Below are 22,289 nucleotides of genomic sequence, written 5' to 3'. Positions count from 1 at the left end.
GAGTCGATTCGGACTTTTCTACTGTTCGGTTGCCGCAGACAGTGTGAGGGTGTGACACGGTTCGAGCGGCTGCTCGAACGAATCGATCAATCGATGCGTTTCGTTGCGGATTGCCGGGTCGCGAAGCCCTTTGAACCTGTTCGATAATGGACCGATATTCCGTGAGTCGGGTTCCAAATCCACTGCGTCTAACGATCCTCTACATCGGTCTTGCGCTCGCTCGTCTCGGGCTGATCGACCGCGAACGCGCCGTTCAGACGACCGCCCTCGCGTGGCCTCGCATCGTCACCGGTATCGCGCGGATGTCCAAGAGCGCCGTCGACGTCGCGATGGTCGGCGTCGCGGTCGGGACGTCCGCCGTCGCGGGCGTCGGCTTCGCGGGGCCGTTCTGGGGACTCGCCTTCGCCATCGGCGGCGGCGTCGCCGGCGGCACCATCGCGCTGGTCTCACAGCGGTTCGGAGCCGAGGCGTACGACGAGTTGGGGCTGGCCGTTCGCTCGAGTACCGTGCTGGTCGTCGCGATCAGCCTCCCGGTGGCGGCGAGCTTCTGGGTCTTCTCGCACGACCTCATCTCGCTGCTCAGTAGCAACGAATCGGCGATCGACTACGGCGCGACGTACCTGCAGGTCGTCGCGCTCGGCATCCCCTTCGCGGGACTCAACCTCGTCGGGAGTCGGACGCTCGTCGGCGCGGACGACTCCTACATCGCGATGCAGATCCGCGCCGGCGGCGCGATCATCAACATCGGGCTGAACACCCTGTTCATCTTCGGGCTGGGGTGGGGCGTCGCCGGTGCCGCACTCGGCACGGTGCTCGCGAACGTCGCCGTCACCGCCACGTTCGCGCTCGGGATCACCGCCGGTCGGCTCCCCGGCATCGGCGACCTTCCGGTACAGGTCGATCCGCTGGGACCGTACCTCGATCCCGCCACGCTTCGCGACATCGTGACGATCGGACTCCCCGTCGGCGGTCGGAACCTCGTCTGGACCGTCGCCGAGTTTCCGATGCTGGGGATTCTCGATATCTTCGGCGAGAACACCGTCGCCGCGTTCGTCATCGCGCGGCGTATCTGGGGGCTGATGAACACGCCCGGCTGGGGCTTCGGGCTGGCCTCCTCCAGTCTGGTTGGCCAGGCGCTCGGCCAGAACGACGAGTGGACGGCCGAGGCCTACGGCCGCGACATCATTCGCTTCGCCGTCGCGACCTACGTCGTGAGCGCGGTTCTCATCGCGGTGTTCGCCGAACAGATCGTCGTGCTCTTCGCGGACGATCCGACGAGCCCCGAGATTCCGATTGCGGTCAGCCTCGTGTACGCCGCCTGCGTCGCGGTCGTCTTTCAGGGGGTCGCGGGTGCCGCTGCCGGGCCGCTCGACGCCAGCGGCGACACGAAGGTGCCGTTCGCGAGCCAGTTCGTCGGGATGTTCTGTGGCTCCATCCCGCTGGCGTACCTCGGCGCGACGACCGGGCTGGGCTACTGGGGACTCTACCTCGCGTTCGTCGCGGAGACGACCGTTCCGGCCGCGATCAACTACTGGCGGTTCCACACCGATAAGTGGAAATCGATCAGCGAGACGTACCGGCCGGATGCGGTGATTGCCGATGATTGAGGTGGGGCGGGCTCGAGACGGCGCACTCGCGGATCGACGATCTCACCCACCGTGAAGAAGCGATCCTTTTGGCCGCTCGAGTGCTTGCGGTCGTCCGCCCGATGCGAGGATCGTCCGCTCGACGAGGAGTGGTCCGAACGGGCCTCGACGAGTTGCGATTCGACGTGGCCGTGATGCCACTGAGCGTCTATCGGAGTGACGTCGAGCCCGTTCATGGTAAGAGTTAACACTACACACGGTATAGAGTACATCCAGCCGACGAGAGATCGGTGGCCATGCCAGAGAATTCAGAACACACCCAGTCCGTCACGCTATCGCTGCCGCTCGAGGAACAGTGGACGCTCCATCACGTCCTCCTCGATCGTATCGAACGAGAGCTCACGGCGACGGATCCGACGACCGTCGATCCGCCGCCAGTCGAGGTGTTCCAGGCGTTCGAGACGCTCGACGCGGGCCACACTCGCTTTACGATCGCACAGCTCGACGCGATCCAGGCGATCCTCGCGGAGTACCATCACTCGCCGACGTGGTGGGAACTCGAGCGCCCGCGGCTCGAACAGCTCCTCCATCGCGTCTCGAGAGCCATCGACGGGCGCGGACCGGCGCTTTCGGCTGACTGATGAACTATCGATTCTGGCCACGTCGTCTCAGTAGAATACCAGCGTAGTCGAAACGAGGCGGGCAGATCTGAACTACGTCCGTGAACCTGCGCCACAGGCGCAGAACCTCGGTCTAATTCGAATCCCTCGTAACGACTGTTCAGCGACGAGCGACTCGCTTCGCTCACGGCTTCGCCGTTCGCAGTATCGGGGCGCTACGCGCCACGCACCGCTCGTCGGTATTGTTCCGTCAGAAATGGATCGAGGCAGATTTGAACCACGGTCGTTCCGCTTCGCTTCACTTCCTGATTCAAATCTGCCCGTACCAATTTTGATGACACGGACTCCTCGCTACGCTCGTCGTCATTGTGTCGCCAAAAATGGGTTGGGGCAGATTTGAACTGCTCGAAAAGACGTGAAATAAACCGCATTTCACGCCTTTTCTAACGTTCGCGGTTCGCTCGCTCCGCTCGCTGCACCCCTCACTGCCGGCCTCCTAAAAGGAGGTATCCACCATCGCGGGCTGACCAACCATCTGGCCATCGCGACTCCGTGGCGATCACGCCATTGCGGGTGTGCACTCAGTAGGGCCGACCCATGTGGGTAATTGGACCAGGCCGTCGCCCCGTGGGACTCACAGTCTCGTGGTCGCACGACCACTATGACACGAAAGCTGACTCCGAAAGAAGCCGCGCAACGCTACCTCAGAGAACGAGAGCCCGACGTCGCACGCGCTACACTGTACAACCATCGCTCGCTCCTCAAACAATGGTGGCAGTGGTGCGAGAGCCAGGATATCGAGTACGTGAACGACATTGATGGATTCGACCTCGCATACTTCCGACTTGACCGGCAGATGGAGGTCGGTGAAGTCACGCTGTACAACCAGATGACCGTCCTGCGTGTGTTCACGCGCTGGTTACAGAGCCGCGGGCTCGTCGCGAACGGACTCGCCGATGGGATGGTCGTCGCACAGCCCGACGACGCTAGCCGCAACACAAAGATCGACTCGATTACTGCACAGCAAATCCTGTCCTATCTGGAAAAGTACGAGTACCCCTCCCTCAGACATGTCGTGTTCGCCTTCCTTTGGCATACAGGAATGCGTCTCGGCGCTCTTCGCGCAATCGATCTCAAGGATTTCCACCCCAAAGAACACTATGTCGAGCTGCATCACCGCCCTGAAACTGGGACGCCACTGAAGAACAAGGAGTACAGCGAGAGAGAAGTGAACCTGGCTCTCTGGTGCTGTTCGATCCTCGATGATTACATCGAAGGACGACGCCACGATGTCACAGACAACTATGACCGCACTCCGCTATTCACCACCGAACAAGGAAGGGTGAGCCATTCCAACGTTCGAGACCATATCAATCAGATCACACGCCCGTGCGACTACACGCGTGAGTGCCCACATGACCGAGAAATCACTAATTGCGAAGCCACAACACGGCTGCACGCCGCACGCTGTCCAAGCTCTATCGCACCACACGATCTACGCCGATCCAGTGTAACGTACCTGCTGGATGAAGGCCATCGAAAGGAGTTGGTGGCGGATCGAGTGGACCTTTCAGTACGCACGATGGAAGAACATTACGACAAGCGTTCTGAAGCCGAGAAGCGCAAACTTCGGCGGGACGAGTTCGGGATGGACGGCTAACTGGCGTTAAAGCGCCTTGGCACTATTGCGCCTTTCCGCTTTCACAGCTTGGCGGAGGGTGTCATAGAACTGTTCCCAAGGATTGGTTTTATCCACTTTTCGATGAACTAGTCAGTATGTGGGCATGTGAACCTAACGCGAATACTTCTATCATATAATAGGGGTGTTGAGAGAGCCGTGCTGAATAGATAGCGCTTATCGAGTGCTATTTTGGGGTTCGGGTACGACTGGCGATTCATCCTTGGAAACGCTTACCGGTGAACTGAAGCCTCTCATGATGAGCCACACGGCGAGTCCTAGTTCGAATATCGCGCCAGGGACATAGAGTACATATATCATCGGGTCCACACCTGGATTGAATATCTCAACCACCATGAGGGCCAATAACGCCGGGTAGCCGATCAAGCCGAGGACAGGGATGATTCTCGGGACAAGTTCTGTCCGATACAGCAAGTAACAGAATGGGAGGCTTCCTACGGCAAGACCAATCATAGCAACATGATATGCCAGGAAATTGCCCTGTATAGCCAGAACTCCTACTGCCTGAAGAGATGACGTAGCAGCAGCATTCGCTTGAACGTATTCTTGGCTTAATGGTACCAACAATAGGAGGCATATGATACCTACAGCCATGACGATGGATTCGAAGACTCTGGTTACAACGTAGCTGAGAGCAATCGGTTCACTGTATTCTTTCAATGCCGGATACAGAGCCAAGCTGATGACTACAACAGCAGCACAATTTATCGCCATAATGAGAGCCGCCATTGTCACTTGGATTTCATTTTCCGAGATGCTGGTCAGGACATCCGAAGTACCGAACAGAGGCTGTAAAATAGCTACATCCGGGATTCCGTAGGTGACATACCCGGCAATAATTAGTGCTCCCGCTATCCGTGCGTTCCATTTGTACTTGTTCATTTTGACCCAAGGTATATCGCCGCATGAGATAATAGCGTTATCCTTCGGTCGCGTGGTGGTTCATTCACTCCAGCATCAACCGATACAGATCCTATCGATCCGTAGAAGTTGCAACAGACACTCGATGTCGGCGTTTACGATTAAATGCAACAGCAAGCGCAACATGTAGCTCTCGGGACTTACCCATGAAACATCACCGCGACATGCAGGCTCAACGGATCAGCTGTTTCGTCCATCTTTATTCGAAACGGCCCTCGTTCGTTTGCTGCATATAGTCTGTGCATTGAGCAATACAGCAATGCTTAATCGATTTTCTCCTCTTGGAGACCAGTGTCTGCCGAATCTTTGACGACTTAAAACTTCGTTGACCCACAATCACAGCCAGTTCCTGTTCCAATCGGTTGAATCGTCCCATCAGTCCAGAACTCAGCAGCATAGGCGGAACCGCAGGATTGACACATGGCGACCGTTCTTTCACGCTCCCCATTCGGCATTGTGCTGATCCTTAAACTTCTGATACCATAATGATTGTGAGATGATTTTGGTGAATATGGTTGGATGCTTAGCCTGTGCCCTGTACTGAACACGGTATTCTGCCGAACTGGCTGCAACGAAGAGCGGCCCTGTGCGTAGTCTAGCCTGCTTACTAACCGGGTTACGAACGTTCGCCAATAGCTCAGGAGAAGGAAGGTCACGATAGGTCATTCACGCCATCTCGCTATTGAAACCGTTCCAAATAGGATTCCTCCAAGCAAGAACCACGAATCGTAAGCCATGAGCAACAGTGGCACGTGATTTTCTGAAAGCATGGTTTGAAGGAGACCTACTCCCCCTCGGAGAGTCAGCAGGAGACCTGCCCCGGAAGTTGCGGTGAGCCACATCCAATGAGACAGGTATTGAGTCCAAGATCTTACAAGCCCCAATGCAACGACCGCAGCGACGAAACAAAGAGGTATCGCGGCCAAGTTTATGAGAAATAACATTCCGGTCATGGGATTACCTTGCAAACCGACAGTCCCACCGATTGCCCAGTATATATGTACAACACCAAAAAGGAATGCCCATACGCAGGCTGCGTATCCAGCTAATGTTGGTAATAGCGCTCCTTTAGAAGATGTAGAAGGCCTCGTTGGATTCATAGCTCTTCGACGAGCCAAGGGATAAAAACCTGTATCGGTACCTAACAAGCTATCTTACTCTGCCCTCATCAATTGGTGTCTTCACAACTCTCTCTCTCTCGATACGTATGTCATCTGTACTGATTACGAGAATCCGTCTGTGATTGGCTGAAACATGAGTAATGGTTCGCGAATGGCATGTGTTTATGTATCACATGAATGTTTCATCAATATTTGGGTCTTGACTGTGAATAGATACCAAGGGCTTTTACTTAATCATCAGGACACCTATACTGCGGTAAAGGGTGCCTCTGACAACCTTTCACCCTACCGTATTCAGTTTACAGTACTCTAATTGGTCTTGGTAGTTGAATCACTGCGGTGATACATACACACTCAGTATTTATCACTTCGACGGGTACGAGAAGCGTTCTATGACACGCTGTACATGGTTGATCTTGATCCAGTTGACCAGAGAATCCTGTATCCCCTCTAGCAGGAGGCCGGGAACGACACGACGTTTCCCTTCTTTGACACAAGCAGTACGGGCGCGGGTCGAATGCTCGTACTGAGGATTATGGATCGCGGTCAGTGATTGCTGGCAGGGTAAATGAAAATGTGGTCCCTTCGCCAGGGGTCGATTCGACCCAGATCTCGCCGCTGTGACGCTCGACGATGCGCTGACAGAGAGCCAAGCCGATACCGGTTCCAGCGTGCTCGTCTTGCGTGTGGAGTCGCTGAAAGACCTCGAAGATACGGTCAGTCGCATCGGGGTCGATTCCGATCCCCTGGTCCTCGATTGAAATCGTCCATTCTGTCCCTCTCTGCTCGGCAGTGATATGGATGCGTGGTGGTTCGTCGCCTGAGTACTTGATCGCATTCGACAGCAAGTTTTGAAAGAGCTGGCGTAATTGGCTGGCATCACCCTCAGCGTGAGGGAGCGACTCAGAGGTGATCTCGGCGTCGCTTTCATCAATCTGTACTTGGAGATCCGCAAGCACGTCCTCGAGCACCGCATCCAGATCCACGGGAGCAAACGGATCGCCTCGCATCTCGACACGGGAGTACTCAAGGAGTCCATCGATCATGTCGCGCATGCGCACAGCGCCGTCCACGGCGAACTCAAGAAACTCTTCGCCGTCCTCGTCGAAAGCGTCACTATACCGTTTTTCGAGCAACTGGAGGTAGCTGGTGATCATGCGCAGAGGTTCCTGGAGATCATGCGAGACCGCATAGGCAAACTGTTCGAGGCGCTCGTTCGACTCCTTCAGTTTGCGCTCGTACGTTTTCCGTTCAGTAATATCACGAGCGACACCAACCACTCGCGTCGAACCGTCATCATCCTGTACAGGGTGCCCAGGGGCTTCGATCCACCGTACTTCCCCGTCTCGAATGATCCGAATCTCTTCATGCTTCGGCTCGCCCGTTTCGAGAACCTTTTCGATACTCTGTTGTGCTCTTTGTCTATCTTCTGGGTGAATTACATCGATGAACTCCTCCCACGTTTCGACTGTAGTCCCATAGAGCGACTCCGCCGAGGGATAGAACGCGGCTTCATCGTCCCCGACGTCCCAGTCCCAGACGATCGCATCGGTAGCATTGAGGGCAAACTCCATCTGGTCTCGGACGTGCTGGATTTCCTGTTCCTGTTCTTTCCGCTCGGTGATGTCCTGGACTGCGCCACGAAGCAAGACGACTTCTCCGTCATCTACGTCGGGATCACCCTTGACGTGAAGCCAGCGTACCTCGCCATCGGGTGTTATGAATCGAACCTCTACGTCGAACGACTCGCCGGAGTCGAGTGCCTCCTCGACGGCGTTCTCGATGATCGGTCGGTCCTCCTCGTGGTAGACGTTGAGGGCTTCGTCTAGTGGGGGTTCTTCGTCGTCGGGTATCCCCAAAATCTCGAAGAGATGCTCGGTCCAGAACACCCTACGAGTCTCTGTGTTGATCTCCCAGCCGCCGACGTCCGCGATGCGTTCGGCCTTCTCCAATAGTTCATGCGTCCGTTCGAGTTCCTCTTCGCGCTTCTTGCGATCTGTTATATCACGGAAATACACGGAGAGACCGGATTCTGAGGGGTAGACCCGGACCATCTCCCAGATTCCCAATGGGTCAGAGTTCCGTTCGAAACTCGTCGGTTCCTGAGTGGCCATCGCCGTCTCGAACTTCTCGAAGAGCGGGTTGGATTCATCGACATTGAGCACCTCCCAGGGTTTTCGTCCAAGAAGTTCCCCTGCCGACTTGCCGAGATAAGCCTCGGCGCGCTCATTCACATATTCAAACTGTAACTCGTTGTCAAGAGCATAGAATGCGTCGTCAATTCGCTCGAAGATATCATCGAGTTCCTGCTCAAGTTCGTCTCGCTGCCGTTCGAGCAGTTCAGCCTGCTCCTCTAGTTGCTGTTCGTACTCGCGCCGCTCGGTCATGTCACGTGTGACCTTGGTAAATCCTTGGAGCGTGCCCTCGCTGTCGCGGATAGCGGTGATCGTGACGTTTGCCCAGAACGTCGAGCCATCCTTGCGGACCCGCCACCCCTCGTCTTCGATACGGCCCTCTGCCGCAGCGATTTCGAGATTCTGATCGGGCACGTCGTCGGCGATATCGTCCTCGGTATAGAACGTCGAGAAGTGTTCGCCAGCGATTTCCTCTTCCGAATAGCCTTTGATCTGCTCGGCCCCCTCGTTCCAAGTGACGATCGTCCCTTCAGGATCAAGCATGAAGATAGCGTAATCTTTGACAGCACTCACAAGGGCGCTGAACTGCGCTTCGTCTTGCTGCTGGTCATCTGAGCGGTTTTCCTCGGACTTCCACCAGATCCTGTTCGAATCGTCTCCTTGTTTGGTTTGTATCTCTCCCTGTTCAGCGAGGTCCTCCAGACAGTGACGTGCGGTTTGACGGGGGCACTCCAGCGCCTCAGCGACTTCCTCAGTGAAGACTGGTGTCAACGGCTGGCTTGTTTGGCTGAAGAACCCCCGGATATCATCTATTGTCACGTCCGGTGTTGGCCCAGGGGATACCATTAGCGAAAGGAACAGGCTGTTGCTTCGCATCTAAACAAGGCCGCTGGGATTCGATGATCACGAAAAACGACCGAGGTGTCCCGGTTTTGGAGGGGGCGAAGGTGCGTGTGTTGCAAATCCACGATCTAGTCCTCCGTTCCGATATGCCGCCAGAGGTGATTTCAAGGGCATATGCTGATGTCTCGGAGGGGATAGTGCATGTTGCGCTTGATTACCATAGTGAGAATTCGGAAGAAATGAAGAGACTACGAGAGGAACGTACCCGTGCAGAACAACGACTAGAAGACCGATCAATCAACAACGACTAATTCTGGCCGATTCTCGCTCTGTGGAAGTGAATAGCGGTTGAATCAGACCCGCGCCCATCGCCTGCTTGAGTGTCTCCACCCATAGCCAGCCTATGCTAATGATTCTCATAAATGTACTGTAATTTTCTGAGTGACTGCCGATGTGTATTTACGCTGCTTGCTCTCCATTGAGTCGCCACGTGAAGATCGCTTGGAGAACGACGACGAGGCTATTTCGATCACCTGCGCCCCAGATTGCCGTTTCTTCGATCTCATCAGCGCCGCCGGAACCGTCCACGAGAGCACTCACGAGTGCCGTCTCTTCGTCAATGATCAACAGGCTCCCGGCGGGCGTATCTCGCCACTCCCACAAGGTTTCGAACAGCTCGGCTGACGGTACCGTTTCCTGAATCTGGTCTCGAACATCGTCTGAAATTCCCGCGAGATAAATGTCTACTCCACGGTCATCGGCGGCCTGGAGCTGATCGAGATGGTCGTCGGTGAGTAGTTCATCGACGGTCATATAGACGATTTGCTCGTCTGCGTTGGCGATGAACTCGCCGACACGAGACGCGACCGCCTCCCGTCCAGTCACCGTCCAGACGCCGAACTGTTCGCGTTGTGGTTGGGCTGGCCCGATCACCTCCAGACACTCCGCAAGTTCGGTAATCGTGTTTTTACGTCTCACATTGAGCATCCGGATGATCGTCTCCTCTGAGATCACCGTGAATTCCCGTGGCGTTGTGTGCTGGATGTCGATGAAGCCCAGTTCGTGGAGCCGATCAGTCGCTTCGTACACGCGAGTGCGGGGCACACCGTTGACGCGAGTAATGTCCTGTGTGGTTCCTGTACCGAGCCGAAGGAGGTTGATCAGTGTCTGGGCTTCGTACTGGGACAACCCGAGATCTTGTAATCGGTTGAGAGCCTCAGCTTCGGCCTGCTCTTCGTCAAATGATACCATATCTGGTGGTATAGCACGGAGTCGAATAAAGCCCGCTTGAGCAACTAGTTCGTTGGTTGTTGAACTCATTCTCTGTACTGAACACGGTATTTTGACCGGAAATCGCTGCAAAGAAGAGCGACCCTTTGCTTAGTCTAGCCTGTTTATCATCCGATTCCTGCGACAGATACGGCCCTTCCGCCCATCATCGCCCATTATTGTAGAGAGTATCTGTCGTGTCACATTCGGTGTGTCCGTAGCCACAGCCCGGTAGGATTCACCAGCCTCGATCGTCTCGATTGCCACAACCATATCCCAAAATCCGGTTTCGCCCCATTATAGTCGGGATCGATGATTGGTCGCAAGTACCCATCGTCTGTTGAGAAGCCTTTTGGAGGGCGTGTTATCCATTTCCCTTCTTTCCGTGCACGTCGTTGCCCAGAATCTTACAGCCACCCCAATTTGCCAAGCGGATAGCTGTGGCGAAGATGCCAAATCTGCGATACTCAGTCATACAATATTGAGTCGTCGGGTTATTGTCAAGTGCTTCTACGCTGAAACTGGTGGAAGCTGAACGGACTTCAGCCAAAAGTTCGCAACGGCCTGCGCCAACGAGACAAATTCATCAGGGTTAGACGGTTTAGTAAGATACGCATTTGCTGCTAACTCGTAACTTTCGCGTATATCTTCTTCAGCTTCAGAACTGGTTAATACGAGTACCGGAAGAGGGGATAGCTCAGAGTCATCTCTAATCTCCTTGAGAACTTGGTGACCATCTTTCCTCGGTAGATTCAAATCTAACAGGACGAGGTCTGGATAGGAGGCTGCTTCATATTCCCCCTGTTGAAAGAGGAATTCAAGTGCCTCGTGCCCATCCCTGACAGCCTGAAGTGATGTATCGAGGTCTGCTTCCTTGAATGCCTCATGTGTGAGACGAATGTCCCTGGGATTGTCCTCAACGAGCAGAATGTCAACCGGTACATCGAGGCAACTCATAGGAGAAACCTCAATAGTGGTATTTCAGTAGTAGTGTTATTTCGAGTTTCGTTCTGTAGTCGATGATGGGGCGTCAACAAGTTCGTTATCCTCCTCATGCGGGTAACATCTAAGGTTCCATGTGGAGGGGGGTATATATGAGTAGGAACGGCCTTGTGATGATAGACACTTTGTTACTTCTGTTATTCAGAAGAGTATCAATAAAGGGTATTATCTGGATACCAATTCAATGTGACGTCCAACCCCGGATTCCTTGTAAGAACGTGTTGTAGACTCTACCATGAGCATCATAGCTGAGTTCACAATTCCGCCGGAAGCGCTGCCATTTGGCGACACGCTTGTAGAGGCACCGAATACAAGAATAGAAGTCGAACGAATCGTTCCGACGCAGGAATCAGCGTTCCCGTTCTTTTGGGTTTGGGGGAGTGAACCAGAGGCATTTATGGACGCTGCTGAAGCTGAACCAAATGTCGCAAACGTCCATCTATTAGACCATGTCGAGGACGGAGCATTGTTTCGGGCAAAATGGTCACCGAATGCAGAATTAATTAGAGGTATTAGACGTCTGGATGCAACCATTATTGAAGCAGTCGGCACATCCGAACATTGGCGCTTTGAAGTGCGAACACAAGAGCAAGATGCCTTTACTGACTTCCAACGAATATTTGATGAACAAGGAATCTCTATTAGTCTGAATCGCCTCTATGACCTTGCAGAGGTAGTAGAAGGAAACCATCGGTCAGTAACACCAGAACAACGGGAGACATTGATAGCTGCCTATCAAGATGGCTATTATGAGAAGCCGCGGCAAACAACACAGGAAGAACTTGGCGAACAGTTTGACATCTCTTATCGGGCAGTCTCGGAGCGCCTCCGACGCGGCAATCGAAACCTTATCGGTGACGCATTACTCCCCTCTGGGGAACAAGAGTAATCACTATCGGGTGTCCTCCTAAGTCACTTATAAACCCATCCCACGTGGAATTCCCCTCGTTACCCGTCTTACCGGACTAAATAGGAGTGAGAACTTAAATGGGACTGTACAAAACACAAGGCGAAGAGCCACTGCACACCCTGTATTGAGCGCGAGTTTCACGAGCAATTCTGAATAAAGAAAGCGTACTACTATCTACTGTTAACTATAGTAGCCATTGAAAGTCAATGCACACCTGATCGCACAACGGCTGTGCGATCAGTGTGTAAATCGTTTCAGTTGTTACTATAGCCGACTCAACAAGCCCGTCAATCCATTCGATTCCCTTTTTCGCGACGAATTCAGCACGCTGATCATCCGTGTACTCGGCTTGCTCTAACAATAACTCCAGTTTCTCCCGAACTTCCATCACGTCTTCCACAGAGACTGAGCCTGTCGTACTAGCCGATGGCGGCGACACGGCACCGGACAAGTCCACCTGTTCCGTCGCGTCAGAACCGCCGGCTAGTACGCCCTCCTCCCGCAATCGATCTTCTACCGCATCAACCAGCTCTGGGTCGGGATCTTCATCAAGTTCGCCCGTCTGGAGTTTCTGCCACTGATCGGATGTTCGACCTTCGATGTACACCGAGGTCCACGCGGGAATCGACTGACTCTCGAGAGTTCGTCCTTGGTGTCGCTACAGACAACCGCGAAGTAGATGTACAAGATCTGTACATCAAGTACGACTGTTATCCCGTTGTGTACAGAACAGACACACGAGATGAACGCCCGAGACCAACCCTGGCAGGTGTACTTCCAGTCGAAGTGATTCACCCACGCAATGCGACTACTGATAAAGAACCCGACGGCGTCGGCTGGTTAGGATAACAGCGTGAGGGAAATGGGTTGGGGCAGATTTGAACTGCCGGCCTCCTCCATGTCAAGGAGGTGTCATAACCAGACTAGACCACCAACCCGCCTGGTTTCGCTTGCGTGGCCTCCGTCGCCATCTCGTCTGCACTCATTGATTGGCCACCACCGTAATTGAAGGTTTCGAATCGACCGCCGTACGCGACTCGCACCCACGCACCCCGCCGATACGCTTAAGTTGATGTACTCATTTGGACATTGTAAGACAACTACGTACATTGGTGTTCACTATGCAGGAGTACGTCGAACGGGTAACTGACGGGGAGGATCTCACACAGAACGGCGCTCGAGCGGCCTCGACGGCCGTCTTCGAGGACGCGACGGAGGCACAGATCGGTGCGCTGCTCGCCGCGCTGCGCGCGAAAGGCGAGACGGAAGCCGAAATCGCCGGCTTCGCCGAAGGCATGCGCGAGGCGGCCCGGACCATCTCGCCGGACCGAGAGCCGCTGGTCGACACCTGCGGCACGGGCGGAGACGACTACGACACGATCAACGTCTCGACGACGAGCGCGATCGTCACCGCCGGCGCCGGCGTTCCGGTCGCCAAACACGGGAACTACTCCGTCTCCTCCTCGTCGGGCAGCGCGGACGTCCTCGAGGAAGTCGGCGTCGACGTCGAGGCCGAACCGCCGGCCGTCGAGGAGGCGATCGAACGCGACGGCATCGGCTTCATGCTCGCGCCGGTGTTTCACCCCGCGATGAAGGCCGTCATCGGTCCGCGCAAGGAACTCGGCATGCGGACGGTGTTCAACGTCCTCGGACCGCTGACGAACCCCGCCGGCGCGGACGCACAGGTCGTCGGCGTCTACGACCCCGACCTCGTGCCCGTCCTCGCGGACGCCCTCGCGCGAATGGACGTCGACCGCGCGCTGGTCGTCCACGGCGCTGGCACCGACGAAATCGCCATCCACGGCGAGACCGTCGCGGCGGAAGTGACCGGATCCGACGTCGAGGAATATCCGCTCGAGCCGTCCGATCTCGGTCTCGAGAAACACGACATCCAGGACATCTCTGGCAGCACACCGGAAGCGAACGCGGCCGACATGCGAGGCATCGTCGAGGGCGACGTCACGGGCGCGAAACGGGACGTCATCCTCGCGAACGCCGGCGCGGCGATCTACGTCGCCGGCGAAGCCGACTCGCTCGAGGCCGGTGCCGACGCCGCACGCGAGGCCATTGACTCCGGCGCGGCGGCGACGAAACTCGAGCAACTCCGTTCGGGAACGGCGAAGCAGGTACGGCGATGACCCGCGTCAAGATCTGCGGCCTGACGAACGAGGACGACCTCCGGACGGCCGTCGAAGCGGGGGCCGACGCCCTCGGAATCATCTGTGACGTGCCGGTCGATACACCCCGGGAGGTGACGATCGAGCGAGCGAAGGAACTCGTCGCCGCTGCCCCGCCGTTCGTGACGACCGTGCTCGTGACGATGCCCGCCGGACCCGAGCACGCGATCGAACTGGCCGCGGCGATCGAATCCGACGCGGTCCAGATCCACGGCAGCATCGGCCCGGGCGACCTCTCATATCTCCGGGTGAAAATCGACTCGCAGCTCCTGCTCGCGGTCGACGCCGACGACGCGGCGACCGCCGAGACCTACGACGACGTGGTCGACGGCCTCATCGTCGACACGCCGGGCGAAGACGGCGGTGGCGGCACCGGCGAAACGCACGACTGGGACCGGACCCGACTGGCCGCCGCCGACCTCGAGTCCCCGCTAATCCTCGCCGGCGGGCTCACCCCCGACAACGTCGAGAACGCGGTGCGGACGGTCGAACCGTTCGCCGTCGACGTCGCGAGCGGGGTCGAGGCGAACGGTGGCGTCAAGGATCCCGACGCCGTCCGATCGTTCATCGACCGAGCCAAGAACGCCCGCCGACCCGCGGAACTCTGACCAGCCGATTCCAGTATGAATGACTCAGCTCCCCCATCCGACGTGATGCCGACGCTCGACCTCGACCGCGAAACTTTCCGCGAGCACGCGGGTGACCGCGACGAGCAGCCAGTGGTCGTCCGCGCCGTCGCGACGCTCGACGTCGAGACGACGCCGCTCGCAGCGTACGCCGCGCTCACCGGTCGCTCGTCCTCGAGCGATCGCGAGCGCTCCCCCTACGCCTTCCTGCTCGAGAGCGCGGAGAAGACCGCCTCGAGCGACCCGGACGGTGCCTTCCGGCCGAGTTCGGCCCAGACGGATCGCCACGCCCGCTACTCCTACGTCGGCTACGATCCGGACGCCGTCGTCACGGTCGAACCGGACGGCACGACCGTCGAGGCGCTCCGGGACGACGTGCCGCTCGACCTCGTCGAGACGACGGACGACGGCGATACCGTCGACGCCCTCCGCGCGGCGATGCCGGACGTTCGGTTCGCGAACGCGCCCGACCACGACCGCCAGCACCTGACCGGCGGTCTCGTCGGCTTCCTCGCCTACGACGCGGTCTACGACCTCTGGCTCGAGGAGGTCGGCCTCGAACGGCCCGAGTCGCGGTTCCCGGACGCCCAGTTCGTCCTGACGACGAAGACGCTCGCGTTCGACGAGCGCGACGGGACGATTTCGCTGGTCTGCACGCCGATCCTCGAGGCCGAGGACGATCCGGACGCGGTCTACGACGCGCTCCTCGAGGAGGCGAGTGCGGTCGCGGCGACGTTGCGCGGGGCCGAGCCGCCCGAGACGGGCGGATTCGTCGAGGAGAACGAGATCGCCGGACCCAAAGACGCCTACGAGGAGAGCGTCGACCGAGCCAAAGAGCACGTCCTCGACGGCGACATCTACCAGGGCGTTATCTCCAGAACGCGAGAGCTGTACGGCGACGTCGACCCGCTCGGCTTCTACGAGGCGATGCGCGACGTGAACCCCTCGCCGTACATGTACCTGCTCGAGCACGACGACCTGACGGTCGTCGGCGCGAGTCCGGAGACGCTGGTGTCCGTGCGCGGACGCGAGATCATGTCCAATCCGATCGCCGGCACCTGCGACCGAGGAACCGGACCCGTCGAGGATCGGCGGCTCGCGGGCGAGATGCTGGCCGACGAGAAGGAGCGCGCCGAGCACACGATGCTGGTCGATCTGGCCCGAAACGACGTGCGCCGGGTCGCCGAGGCCGGTTCGGTCCGCGTCGACGAGTTCATGAACGTCCTCAAGTACAGCCACGTCCAGCACATCGAGTCGACGGTGACGGGCGACCTCGCGAGCGACGCCGATGTTGCCGAACCACGTTCGGCAAGCCGGGAGACGAAGTCTCCCGATGCCTTCGACGCGACGCGCGCGTCCTTCCCCGCCGGCACCCTCTCGGGGGCCCCGAAGATCCGAGCGATGGAGATCATCGACGACCTCGAGGCCGAACCGCGCGGCCTCTACGGCGGCGGCGTCGGCTACTACTCGTGGTGTGGCGACGCGGACTTCGCGATCGTGATCCGGACGGCCACAGTCGAAGACGAAGGCGATCGGGATCGCATCACGGTTCGCGCCGGTGCGGGACTGGTCGCGGACAGCGATCCCGAAGCCGAATACGAGGAGACCGAGAAGAAGATGGGTGGCGTGCTCGCTGCGCTCGAGGAGATCGAAGAATCCGCCGATACGGACGGTAGCGGACCGGCAGACGAGTCCCTCGAGACCCCGGAGGTGAGCCGATGAGTTCGACGGCCGAGGAGCGCGCGGCGGACGCGAACGGAGACGGCGAGACGGCGCCGCTGACGGTCCTGTTCGTCGACAACTACGACTCCTTCACGTACAACCTGGTGGAGTACGTCAGCCAGCAGGATGGCACCGAGACCGCGGTGCTGAAGAACACCGCGTCGCTCGAGGACGTGCGCGCGGTCGATCCGGACGCCATCATCATCAGCCCCGGGCCGGGGCACCCGAAGAACGACCGCGACGTCGGCGTCACGATGCAGGTTCTTCGGGAATTGAGTCCGGAGGTGCCGACGCTCGGCGTCTGTCTGGGTCTCGAGGCGGCCGTCTACGAGTACGGGGGCACCGTCGGCCGGGCGCCCGACCCGATCCACGGGAAGGCCTCCGCCGTCGATCACGACGAGACGGGCGTCTTCGCGGGGCTCGAGCAAGGGTTCCGGGCGGGTCGGTACCACTCGCTGGTCGCGACGGAGGTTCCGGACTGCTTCGAGGTGTCGGCGACGGCCGAACACGGGAGCGCGGAACGGCGTCGTTCGAGAGACGGCGACGCCGTCTCTCGTGATGATGAAAATCGTCGGGGACGATTTTCGATCCGTTCCGCTGACGTCGCCGCGGAATCGCAGAACGACGAGACGCTCGTCATGGGCGTGCGCCACCGCGAGTATCCGATCGAGGCCGTGCAGTTCCATCCGGAGAGCGTGCTCACGGCGCCCGGTCACGACGTGATCGAAAACTTCCTCGAGTCGGTCGCGGATAACTGAACGTTCTTGCTCCCAGCGGCGTCCGTCTCGGCTCTCTCCGTCAGTAGCGCGTGCTGTCGCACGCTGGCCGAGGTCCCGAATACGCCGGACCGCTCCGGAGAAGGGATGCACACGTCGCGGATCAGTAGCCGAGAAACCCGGCTCTCGGACAGGCTAGAAGAACGGGATGAACGACAGGTCCGTGACGCCGGCCGTATAGAGGCCGGCGAGAACGACGGCGGACACGATTCCGACTCGAATTGCCAGTTTGATCGCGATACGGATCGCAATGATGGCGACCGCGACGGCAGCCAGTCCTGCGAGCGCGATCAGGACGGTTGATGAAGTCAATGGTTCGACCATATCGACTCCCCGTACTACAGGGACGTAATCTTTCTGGATATCGTGACAGAATTCGATTCCTGACTGCTATCGATGCGATCCATTCCGCTCGAGCGAATAATCACCGGTCCGAAACTGGAAATCACCAGATAGCGCGGCGAACTGTCCGACTCAACGCTACTTTCAGTCCGGTCTGAAAATCGTTAAGAGCGTTGCCGTTGTAGTCCCAGACAGCACCGATCACGGCCGTCTCGAACGTCGTGGTCGAACACGAAACCATAGCGTACAGAGGCATCTATACAACCACAGTTGTCCTAATACAAGAAAAGCAGGACAACAACACCCAGTTTTAAGATGTATCGATGACTACCGAACCTTCGTCACGAACGATGAAATGCAGGACCCGGACCCACGACAGAATCGCCACCTTGCGGCACGATCGTCACGAGGTGACCCGCGCATGAGCGAATCGGAGCTCTCCGCGGAAGAACTGACACTCCCGATCAAGCGCACCGACGGCAACACGCTCGAGGAGCGCATGACCGACAACGCCTATCACAACATCCTCCCCGCACGCTACCTGCGGAAGGATGCCGACGGCGACCTCGTCGAGACCCAGGAGGATCTCTTCGAACGCGTCGGCACGAACATCGCGCTGGCCGAAGCCGTCTACGAGGCCGAGAAGCGCGACCTCGAGATCACGGTCACGCCCGACCAGCTCAAGCCGGACCACCCGCGCCGGGACGAACTCGCCGCGGAAGTCTTCGGCGAGGGAACCACGGCTGCGGACGACGTGGAAACCGTTCTCACCGAACGCAACGTCAACAAGTTCGCCTACGACACCATCGTCCCCGAACTCCCCGACGAGGTGCGCGCACACGTCGAGGACGTCGCGGAAACGTTCATCGAAGGGATGTCGGAGCTCTCCTTTATGCCGAACTCGCCGACGCTGATGAACGCCGGCGACGAACTCCAGCAGCTCTCCGCCTGTTTCGTTATGTCGCCCGACGACGACCTTTCGGATATCCACGAGACTGCGAAGAAGGCCGCGGAGGTCTTCCAGTCCGGCGGCGGCGTCGGCTACGGCTTCTGGCAGCTCCGTCCCTTCGGCGACAGCGTCGGCTCGACCGGCGGCATCGCCTCGGGTCCGATCACGTTCATGCGGACCTACGACCAGCTCTGTGAGACGATCGCCCAGGGCGGGACCCGCCGCGGCGCTCAGATGGGCATCATGCGCGTCTCCCACCCGGACGTCATCGAGTTCATCCACGCCAAAAACAAGGACGTCTCGCTGGCGCACACGCTCCGGCTGAACGATCCGGACGACTACACCTACACCACCTTCTCCGAAGCGCTCGAGGAAGCTCGCAGCCTCATCGACGAGGACGGCCGCGTCCCCAAACACCTGCGCAACGCCGTCGAGGGTCACCTCTCTAACTTCAACATCTCCGTCGGCGTCACCGACGACTTCATGGAGGCCGTCCAGAACGGCGAGGAGTACACCTTCACCAACCCGCGGACCGAGGAGCCCCACATCGCCACCGAGGAGACCAAGGAGATGTACAGCCGGTACGACCTCGGCGAGCACGTCGAGGTCGGCGAGCCGCTCTCGATCCCCGCGGAACTCATCTTCGAACGCATCGTCGAGGGCGCCCACGAGAACGGGGAGCCCGGTGTCATTTACCTCGAGCGGGTGAACAAACAGCACTCCTTCGACGTCGAAAAGCAGGAGGACCACCAGATTCTGGCGACGAACCCGTGTGGCGAGCAGCCGCTCGAGGAGTACGAAGCCTGCAACCTCGGCCACATCAACCTCTCGACGCTCGCCGACCAGGAGGCGCCCGACTGGCGCGTCTGGTCGGAGAACCACGGCGACGAGTACGACTCCCAGGCCGAAGCCGTCGACGCCTTCCTCGAGGAGGCCATCGACTACGCGGAGTTCGACGAGCGCATCGAGTACGGTACCCGATTCCTCGAGAACGTCGTCACGATGTCGGACTTCCCGGTCGAGGAGATCGAGGAGAAGGTCCGGAACATGCGCAAGATCGGGCTCGGCGTCATGGGCCTCGCACAGCTGTACATCCAGCTCGGCATCAAGTACGGCAGCGACGAGGGCAACGAGGTCGCCCGCCAGCTGATGACCCACATCAACCACGGCGCGAAGGCCAAGAGCCACGACCTCGCGACCGAACGCGGCTCGTTCAACGACTGGGACGACTCGAAGTACGCCGACCCGACCGAGTACCGCGAGTGGTTCGAACACCAGACCGGCGAGGACGCCGACGACTGGGCGGACGGCTTCCCCATCCGCAATCACAACGTGACGACCATCGCGCCGACCGGCACGACCTCGATGGTCGGCAACACGACGGGCGGCTGCGAGCCGATCTACAACGTCGCTTACTACAAGAACGTCACCGACGACGTGCAGGGCGACGAAATGCTCGTCGAGTTCGACGACTACTTCCTGCGCACCTTGGAGGACAACGACATCGACGTCGACGCCGTCAAGAAGGAGGCTCAGGAGCAGATGGCCACGAACCAGTTCGAGGGCGTCGAGGGCCTCTCGACGGTTCCCGACGCCATCGGCGAACTGTTCGTCATCACGAGCGACCTCTCGGCGAAACAGCACGCTGCAGTCCAGTGTGCCGCACAGAACGGCGTCGACTCCGCCATCTCGAAGACGGTCAACGCGCCGAACGACTCCACGCTCGAGGACGCCAAGGAGGTCTTCGAGTGGGTCTACGAGAACGGCGGCAAGGGCGTCACCTACTACCGCGACGGCACCCGCTCGAAGCAGGTGCTGACCACGCGCGCCGACAACGCGGACTTCGCCGACGAGACCGAAGCCGCGCAGGCGCTCGTCGAACAGATCGACGAGATCTTCGGCGGCCTCGAGGCGTTCCTCGGAAGCGACGAGGTTCGAGACGTGCTCGAGGAGGACGTCGGCTCGCTGACCGCCGGCGATCACGACCACGTCACCGTCGACTTCACCGAGAAGCGCGAGCGACCCGACGCCCTGCAGGGCGTGAGCCAGCGCATCGACACCGGCTACGGCAAGGTCTACGTGACGATCAACGAGGATCCCGAGACCGGCCAGCCGTTCGAACTGTTCGCGAACATCGGCCACTCGGGCGGCTTCACGAACTCCTTCACCGAGGCGCTCGCGAAGGTCATCTCGACCTCGCTGCGCTCCGGCGTCGACCCCGAGGAGATCGTCGACGAACTCTGTGGCACGCGCAGTCCGAAGGTCGCCTGGGACAAGGGCGAGCAGATCCAGTCGATTCCGGACGCCATCGGCACCGCGATGCGCCGCTATCTCGACGACGAGATCGACAAGCCGTACCCCAAACAGCAGACGCTCGAGGAGTCCGCCGACGCGGACACGGAAGTCGAGTACGACGGCCCGCAGACCGACGGCGGTGCGGCCGCCGCTCAGGGTGGCTCCAACGCGGACGACGCCACGCAGGACCTCATCGACGCCGGCGAATCGCCGGAGTGTCCCGACTGCGGCTCGATGACGCTGTACTTCTCCGAAGGCTGCAAAACGTGCGAGGGCTGTGGCTGGTCGGAATGTTGAGCTGACGGACACAGTCACGCAGCGTTCGACGTCGACTCACGGATGCGTCATCTTTTTTGGGAGAGCGAATCGGTAGCGGTCGATCTCGAGCGCGCCAGACACTAAACGATCAGACAGGGAGGGGACACTCGAGCGGCGCCTCGTAAAACCGTGCGCCGTTCCGAGCGGACCAGCAACACTTAGCACGCTCGGGACGGAATCGTGAGGTATGGCTGCCGACGACGATGGAGACGGGGCCGGGGCGGACCCGACGGGCGGGTTCGGTGCCGACTCGAGTGGCGCACCGACCTGCCCTCACTGTGATGCCCCCCTGTACAAACGCCACTGCAAGTACGTCTGTCCCCAGCACGGTCCCATAATCGATTGTTCGGACCCCTTCCTGTGATCGCGACTCAGCACCCGACTCAGGGTGTGAGTTGCCCGGTACTGATACAAGCCGACGCGTTCTCCTTTCGAGCAAGCGACCTGTATGTCTACACAACCGACGATCCTCGTCGTCGACGACGAGCGCGAACTCGCCGACCTCTACGCGATGTGGGTCGACGGGGAGTACGAGGTGGTAACTGCCTACGACGGCCGATCGGCTCTCGAAGCGATGAGTCCGGCGGTCGACGTCGTCCTGCTCGACCGCCACATGCCGGATATCACCGGCGACGAAGTCCTCAACCGGATTCGGGCTGTCGGCCACGACTGCTGGGTGATCATGGTCACGGCGGTCGACCCCGGACTCGATATCGTCGAACTGGATATCGACGACTACGTCACCAAACCGGTGACGCGGACCCAACTGACGCGAATCATCGAGAACCTCCGCGTGCAGGCCAAGTTCAGCAACGGCGGTCGTCGCGAACTCGCCGCGCTCTCGAACAAGATGGAGACGCTCGAGGACGAACAGTCGGCGAGCGAACTGGAGGAGACGGACGCCTACCGGCAACTGGAGTCCGACCTGAAGGAACTGAGCGACTCGCTGGTCGAGAACGGAGACGGAGCGTAACTGCG

General features: G+C 58.9%; 18 protein-coding genes and 1 tRNA gene. 11 read left to right on the top strand and 8 right to left on the bottom strand.

Going from position 1 to position 22,289, the window contains the following annotated elements:
- Positions 1–161: 161 nt before the first annotated feature.
- The 3 genes from ACSFC7_RS17010 (at position 162) to ACSFC7_RS17000 (ending at position 3,866) form a co-directional block, all read left to right on the top strand.
- On the top strand, positions 162–1,607 hold the full coding sequence (locus ACSFC7_RS17010; protein WP_436344014.1) for an MATE family efflux transporter: 1,446 nt from the start codon (positions 162–164) through the stop codon (positions 1,605–1,607).
- 275 nt (positions 1,608–1,882) lie between these two features.
- Positions 1,883–2,227: a DUF7853 family protein gene (locus ACSFC7_RS17005; protein WP_436344013.1), complete on the top strand. Its 345-nt coding sequence runs from the start codon at positions 1,883–1,885 to the stop codon at positions 2,225–2,227.
- A 640-nt stretch (positions 2,228–2,867) separates the two neighbouring features.
- Positions 2,868–3,866: a tyrosine-type recombinase/integrase gene (locus ACSFC7_RS17000; protein ID WP_436344012.1), complete on the top strand. Its 999-nt coding sequence runs from the start codon at positions 2,868–2,870 to the stop codon at positions 3,864–3,866.
- Positions 3,867–4,061: 195 nt separating this feature from the next.
- Here ACSFC7_RS17000 and ACSFC7_RS16995 read toward each other — a convergent pair whose 3' ends face one another.
- From ACSFC7_RS16995 to ACSFC7_RS16975, 5 genes are all read right to left on the bottom strand, one after another.
- Positions 4,062–4,787, bottom strand: coding sequence for a DUF4386 domain-containing protein (locus ACSFC7_RS16995; protein WP_436344011.1), 726 nt, complete (start codon positions 4,785–4,787; stop codon positions 4,062–4,064).
- A gap of 701 nt (positions 4,788–5,488) precedes the next feature.
- Positions 5,489–5,926, bottom strand: a complete 438-nt coding sequence (locus ACSFC7_RS16990; protein WP_436344010.1) for a DUF3995 domain-containing protein — start codon at positions 5,924–5,926, stop codon at positions 5,489–5,491.
- A 554-nt stretch (positions 5,927–6,480) separates the two neighbouring features.
- Entirely contained in the window at positions 6,481–8,901 is a 2,421-nt protein-coding gene (locus ACSFC7_RS16985; protein WP_436344009.1) for a PAS domain-containing sensor histidine kinase, read from the bottom strand.
- Positions 8,902–9,384: 483 nt separating this feature from the next.
- Complete coding sequence (locus ACSFC7_RS16980) at positions 9,385–10,245, bottom strand: TrmB family transcriptional regulator (protein ID WP_436344008.1); 861 nt, start codon at positions 10,243–10,245, stop codon at positions 9,385–9,387.
- Between the two features lie 459 nt (positions 10,246–10,704).
- Entirely contained in the window at positions 10,705–11,151 is a 447-nt protein-coding gene (locus tag ACSFC7_RS16975; RefSeq protein ID WP_436344007.1) for a response regulator, read from the bottom strand.
- Between the two features lie 280 nt (positions 11,152–11,431).
- Between ACSFC7_RS16975 and ACSFC7_RS16970 the strand changes: the two genes are divergently transcribed.
- Positions 11,432–12,085 (top strand): helix-turn-helix domain-containing protein, encoded by a 654-nt coding sequence (locus ACSFC7_RS16970; protein ID WP_436344006.1) that lies wholly within the window; start codon positions 11,432–11,434, stop codon positions 12,083–12,085.
- 205 nt (positions 12,086–12,290) lie between these two features.
- Here the strand turns inward: ACSFC7_RS16970 and ACSFC7_RS16965 are convergent, their stop codons facing one another.
- Both ACSFC7_RS16965 and ACSFC7_RS16960 read right to left on the bottom strand, forming a co-directional pair.
- Complete coding sequence (locus tag ACSFC7_RS16965) at positions 12,291–12,713, bottom strand: hypothetical protein (protein WP_436344005.1); 423 nt, start codon at positions 12,711–12,713, stop codon at positions 12,291–12,293.
- A gap of 256 nt (positions 12,714–12,969) precedes the next feature.
- A tRNA-Val gene (locus tag ACSFC7_RS16960) sits at positions 12,970–13,044 on the bottom strand.
- 183 nt (positions 13,045–13,227) lie between these two features.
- On the opposite strand from ACSFC7_RS16960, the gene trpD reads away from it, so the two are divergent.
- Genes trpD through ACSFC7_RS16940 form a run of 4 tightly spaced genes read left to right on the top strand, consistent with a single transcriptional unit; the run spans position 13,228 to position 17,389 of the window.
- The gene (trpD, locus tag ACSFC7_RS16955) at positions 13,228–14,244 is read left to right on the top strand and encodes an anthranilate phosphoribosyltransferase (protein WP_436344004.1); all 1,017 of its coding nucleotides are present in this window, start codon (positions 13,228–13,230) and stop codon (positions 14,242–14,244) included.
- On the top strand, positions 14,241–14,891 hold the full coding sequence (locus ACSFC7_RS16950; protein ID WP_436344003.1) for a phosphoribosylanthranilate isomerase: 651 nt from the start codon (positions 14,241–14,243) through the stop codon (positions 14,889–14,891). Before trpD ends, ACSFC7_RS16950 begins: the two co-directional genes overlap by 4 nt.
- A 15-nt stretch (positions 14,892–14,906) precedes the next feature.
- Entirely contained in the window at positions 14,907–16,631 is a 1,725-nt protein-coding gene (gene trpE / locus ACSFC7_RS16945; RefSeq protein WP_436344002.1) for an anthranilate synthase component I, read from the top strand.
- On the top strand, positions 16,628–17,389 hold the full coding sequence (locus tag ACSFC7_RS16940) for a glutamine amidotransferase-related protein (RefSeq protein WP_436344001.1): 762 nt from the start codon (positions 16,628–16,630) through the stop codon (positions 17,387–17,389). The genes trpE and ACSFC7_RS16940 overlap by 4 nt, the downstream gene beginning before the upstream one ends.
- Positions 17,390–17,542: 153 nt before the next feature.
- Here ACSFC7_RS16940 and ACSFC7_RS16935 read toward each other — a convergent pair whose 3' ends face one another.
- Positions 17,543–17,731: a hypothetical protein gene (locus tag ACSFC7_RS16935; RefSeq protein ID WP_436344000.1), complete on the bottom strand. Its 189-nt coding sequence runs from the start codon at positions 17,729–17,731 to the stop codon at positions 17,543–17,545.
- Positions 17,732–18,170: 439 nt separating this feature from the next.
- On the opposite strand from ACSFC7_RS16935, the gene ACSFC7_RS16930 reads away from it, so the two are divergent.
- From ACSFC7_RS16930 to ACSFC7_RS16920, 3 genes are all read left to right on the top strand, one after another.
- A complete protein-coding gene (locus tag ACSFC7_RS16930) occupies positions 18,171–21,290 on the top strand; it encodes an adenosylcobalamin-dependent ribonucleoside-diphosphate reductase (RefSeq protein WP_436343999.1) in 3,120 nt (1,039 codons plus the stop codon).
- Between the two features lie 208 nt (positions 21,291–21,498).
- Entirely contained in the window at positions 21,499–21,675 is a 177-nt protein-coding gene (locus ACSFC7_RS16925) for an HVO_2523 family zinc finger protein (protein WP_436343998.1), read from the top strand.
- A gap of 84 nt (positions 21,676–21,759) precedes the next feature.
- Positions 21,760–22,284, top strand: a complete 525-nt coding sequence (locus ACSFC7_RS16920; protein WP_436343997.1) for a response regulator — start codon at positions 21,760–21,762, stop codon at positions 22,282–22,284.
- Positions 22,285–22,289: the final 5 nt, after the last annotated feature.

Origin of the sequence: Natronorubrum halobium (assembly GCF_051351675.1) — an archaeon.
Taxonomy (GTDB): Archaea; Halobacteriota; Halobacteria; order Halobacteriales; family Natrialbaceae; genus Natronorubrum.
The sequence above is the reverse complement of the archived record's forward strand: the minus strand, read 5'-3'. Positions and strand labels throughout refer to the sequence as shown.